A 4,565-nucleotide genomic window follows, 5' to 3' on the forward strand; every position below is an offset into this window, starting at 1 on the left:
CCCGCGGCTCCGCTAGAATCGTTCGCACCGAGACCAGGCGCGGGACACCCGCGGACATCCCTATCACATCGACACAATGACGTTCACCCGGTTTTCCTCTGTTTTCCCCGCCTCGCTCGCCTGCTTCCTGCGCATGGCGGCGCTGCTCGCCATCGTGCTGCCGGGCTTCGCCTTCGCGCAGGCGGCGCCCCTCCAGCTCACGCGCTCGGCCGCGGTGGTCGAGGCCTGGCCGGGCGTGACCATCCTGCGCGACCCGGACAGCCGTCTCGACGCCGCTAGCGTCGTCGCGCGCGCCAGCGAGTTCGAACAACCGCGCACCGCCCATGCGACCCTCGGCATGCAGCCGGGCACGACCTGGGTGCGCATCCCGATCGAGGTCGCGGCCGACGCGCCCGGCGGCTGGGTGATGCAGATCGATTTCGCCCTGCTCGACGAAGTCGATGTCCACCTGGACTCGCGCGCAGGCCTGCGCCAGGTGGCCAGCCTGGGCCGCATGCAGGCGCCGAGCGGCGACAACCTGCGCAGCCGGGTACCGGGCACCGTGCTGCGGCTCGCACCGGGCCAGTCCTATACGGTGCTGCTGCGGGTACGCTCGGTGGGCCCCAAGATCCTGCCGATCAGCTTTATGCAGCCGCGCGCCGTGCTGCCGGTCGCCCTGCAGGAACAGATCATCCAGGGCCTGCTGCTGGGCCTGCGCATCACGCTCTTCCTGTACGCGATCGGCCAGTGGCTCAGCCTGCGCGAGCCGCTGTTCGGAAAATATGCGCTGCTGGCGGCGGGCGTGACGGTCTACTCGGCGGCCTGGTTCGGCACCGCCGGCCAGTACCTGTGGCCGGGCAATGCCTGGCTGCTCGAGCACGGCGCCGGCATCGCCTCGATCGTCGCCTCCTGCGGCGCCTACCTGTTCGTCGAGCAGTCGCTGGCCCGCCCGGGACGCGACCGCATCTTCAGCATCATGATGAAGACCCTGGCCGCCCTGTGCCTGCTCACGGCGCTGGGCTTCGCCACCGGCGTGATCGGTCACGCAAAGCTGGTGCTGATCGTCGGCACCCTGGGCATTCTGCCGATGCTGCTCGGCCTGCCCGGCGCCTGGCGCCGCGCCCGTGCCGGCGACGTGGTCGGCACCTATTTCCTGCTCGGCTGGGCGGTCGCCTTCGCCTGCTCGCTGGTGACGGCCCAGCTCATCAACGGCAAGCTGCCGGCCAACTTCTGGACCATGCACGCCCTGGTCTTCGGCAGCACCTTCGATATGCTGGTCTTCATGCGCATCCTCGGCCTGCGCACCAAGGCCATGCAGACCGCCATGCTGCAGGCCGAGGCCAGCACCCGCATGAAGTCGGAATTTCTCGCCAATATGAGCCACGAGATCCGCACCCCGATGAACGCCATCATCGGCATGAGCCGCCTTGCGTTGACGCGCGAACCTTCGCCGGTCCAGCGCAACTACCTCGGCAAGATCCTCGGGGCCAGCGAGCACCTGATGGGCATCATCAACGACATCCTCGATTTCTCGCGCATCGAAGCGGGCAAACTGGCGCTCGAATCGGTGCCCTTCCAGCTCGGCGAGCTGCTCGGCCAGCTATCGAGCCTGCTCGACGTGAAGAGCGAGTCCAAGGGGATCGAGCTGGTATTCCGGGTCGGTCCCGGCGTGCCGCAAGGCCTGGTGGGCGATCCGCTGCGCCTCGGCCAGGTCCTGATCAACCTGACCGGCAACGCCGTCAAGTTCACCGAACTGGGCGAGATCGTGGTGGCGGTCGAACTGCGCAAGACGGTGCAGGACGGGGTGGTGCTGGCGTTTTCCGTCAGCGACACCGGCATCGGCATGAGCCAGGAACAGCTCAAGCGCCTGTTCCAGTCCTTCACCCAGGCCGACAGCTCGACCACCCGCAAGTACGGCGGCACGGGCCTGGGCCTGTCGATCTCGCGCCAGCTGGTCGAGCTGATGGGCGGCGAGATCGCGGTGACGAGCACGCCGGGCGTGGGCAGCCGCTTCAGCTTCACGGTGCCACTCGGCGTGGCGGGCGGAGAGCCCGCCATCCTGGGCAGCGGCGCGCTGCGCAAGGCCCAGCTCGCAGACATGCGCGCCCTGGTAGTCGACGACAGCGCCAGCGCGCGCCTGGCCCTGGCCGAGATGCTGGGCGCCCTCGGCCTGCGCGCCGACACCGCGGCCTCGGGCGAGGAATGCCTGGCCATGCTCGCGCGCGCCGACGAGAATGGCGAAGCCTACCAGCTGGTCCTGATGGACTATCTGATGCCGGGACTGGACGGGGTCGAGACCATCCGCCGCATGCGCCGGCGTGCCCGCGCGCCAGGCGCCGCGACCCCGGCCACCCTGCCCGCCATCCTGATGATCTCCGCCTGCAGCCGCGACACGGTGATGGAAGAACAGGGAGAACTGCCGGTGGACGCGTTTCTCCACAAGCCGGTCGGCCCGGCCCTGCTCTACCACAGCCTGCTGCAAGCCCTGCATCCCCAGTCGGCAGGCGCCAGGGGCCCCGAGCCCTATCCGGCCGTGATGGACGAGCTGCCGCGCCTGGATGGCGCCCGCATCCTGCTGGTCGAGGACAATGCCAACAACCGCGAGGTTGCCTTGGACTTCATGGCCGCCGCCCGCATGCAGGTCGACGTCGCCTTCAACGGCCGCGAGGCGGTGCGCATGGCGAACGAAGGCGATTACGACCTGGTGCTGATGGACATCCAGATGCCGGAGATGGACGGACTGTCCGCCACCCGCGAGATCCGCAACCATCCGCGCCTGCGCACCCTTCCGGTCGTCGCGATGACGGCGCACGCCCTGCCCAGCGACCGGGCCCTGAGCCGCGAGGCCGGCATGAACGACCACGTGACCAAGCCGATCGATCCCGACCTGCTGTTCTGCACCCTGCTCAAGTGGATCGACCCGGCGCGCCTGAAAGGCCGGCCGCTGCCGCCCGGCGCCATCGCGCAGGCGTCGGCGCCCCACTTCGAGCGCGGCGCCGACGCCGCGGCCCAGGCGCCGCTGCCGGCGGTGCCCGGCATCGACTGGCATGCGGCCCTCGAGAACGTCGACGGCCAGCGCCATCGCCTGCAGAAGCGTGCCGGCAGCTTCGTGCGCGAATACGCGCCGGCCCCGCGCCAGCTGCGCGAGGCGCTGGGGGCCGGCGACCATGCGCGCCTGCAGACCCTGGCGCACAATCTCAAGTCCAGCGCGGCCTATGTCGGCGCCTTCGATCTGACCGGCGCCGCCGCGCGCCTGGAACAGGGCTTGCGCGAAGGGCAGCCGGACCGGGTCGGGGTGGACGTCGCGGCGGTGGTCGCCGCGCTCGATACGGTGCTGGCGGGCCTGAGACGCCTGGCATCGAGCGTCCTGCCCGGACAGCCCGATCCGGCCGCGCTCGCGGCCGTGATCGCGCGCCTGGATCGCTTCCTGCGCAGCGACGATGCGCGCGCCGAGGATGCCCTGGCCCAGCTGGAAAGCCTGCTCGCCGCCGGCGCCCATGGCGGCGCCTCTCCGGCAGCCTGCGCGGAGCTCCTGTCCGCCGTTCGGCGCGCCGTGCGTGAAATCGAGTACGGCGCGGCGCTCGCTCCACTTGCGGCCCTGCGCGAACGCCTCGCGCTCGGCCAGGAGGCTGGCGCATGAAGATCGCGGAAGCACAGAAGGTCCTCATCGCCGACGACGACGCCGTCAACCGCGAAGTGCTGGGCGAACTCCTGAAGCCCGAATACACGGTGCTGCTCGCGAAGAACGGCGTTCAGGCGCTGGAACGTGCCGCGCGCCACCAGCCCGACCTCATCCTGCTCGACGTGATGATGCCCGACATGGACGGCTACGAGGTGCTGCGGCGCCTGCGCGCCGATCCGCAGCTCGCGCACATCTCGGTGATCTTCATCTCGGGCCTGGACCGGCCCGAAGACGAGGCGGCCGGCCTCAAGATGGGCGCGGCCGACTACATCGTCAAGCCCTTCAACCAGACCGTGGTGATGGCGCGCGTGGCCCTGCACCTGCAGGTGGTGCGCCAGCGCAGGATGCTGGAGCGCCTGGCGAACATCGACGGCCTGACGGAACTGGCCAACCGGCGCCGCTTCGACGAGGTCTACGGCCTCGAATGGCAGCGCGCCCGGCGCGGCAAGCGTCCGCTCTCGCTGGCCCTGCTCGACATCGACGCATTCAAACAGTACAACGACCGCTATGGCCACCCGGCCGGCGACCGCGCGCTGCGCTCGGTGGCCCGGGCCGCCGCCGGCGCCATGCGGCGCCCGGCGGACCTGGCGGCGCGCTACGGCGGCGAGGAACTGGTCCTGCTGCTGCCCGAGACCGGCGCGCTCGAGGCTGGACAGGTGGTGTCGCAGCTGCTGGAGGCCGTGGCGGCGCTCGGCATCGCGCACGAGGCATCCAGCGTGGCGCCTGTCCTGACGGTCAGCGTGGGCGGCGCCACCCTGGAGCCGGGCAGCCAGGAAACGCAGGCGGCGCTGTTCGAGGCCGCCGACAGCGCGCTGTATCGCGCCAAGCAGGCCGGCCGTAACCGCATCTGCTGGCACGAGCCCGGGCCCTAGTCTTTTCCGTCTGGCGAGCGGGCGCGGCCGAT

2 protein-coding genes are annotated in these 4,565 nt (G+C 70.5%); both read left to right on the forward strand.

All coding sequences use genetic code 11. The annotated features are described in order from the left end of the window. Positions 1–76: 76 nt before the first annotated feature. A complete protein-coding gene (locus QNA11_RS20565) occupies positions 77–3,619 on the forward strand; it encodes a response regulator (RefSeq protein ID WP_283484572.1) in 3,543 nt (1,180 codons plus the stop codon). Beyond that, a complete protein-coding gene (locus QNA11_RS20570; protein WP_283484573.1) occupies positions 3,616–4,533 on the forward strand; it encodes a diguanylate cyclase in 918 nt (305 codons plus the stop codon). The genes QNA11_RS20565 and QNA11_RS20570 overlap by 4 nt, the downstream gene beginning before the upstream one ends. Positions 4,534–4,565 lie beyond the last annotated feature (32 nt).

It is taken from the genome of Methylocystis sp. JR02 (assembly GCF_030063565.1).
GTDB classification, from domain to species: Bacteria; Pseudomonadota; Alphaproteobacteria; order Rhizobiales; family Beijerinckiaceae; genus Methylocystis; species Methylocystis iwaonis.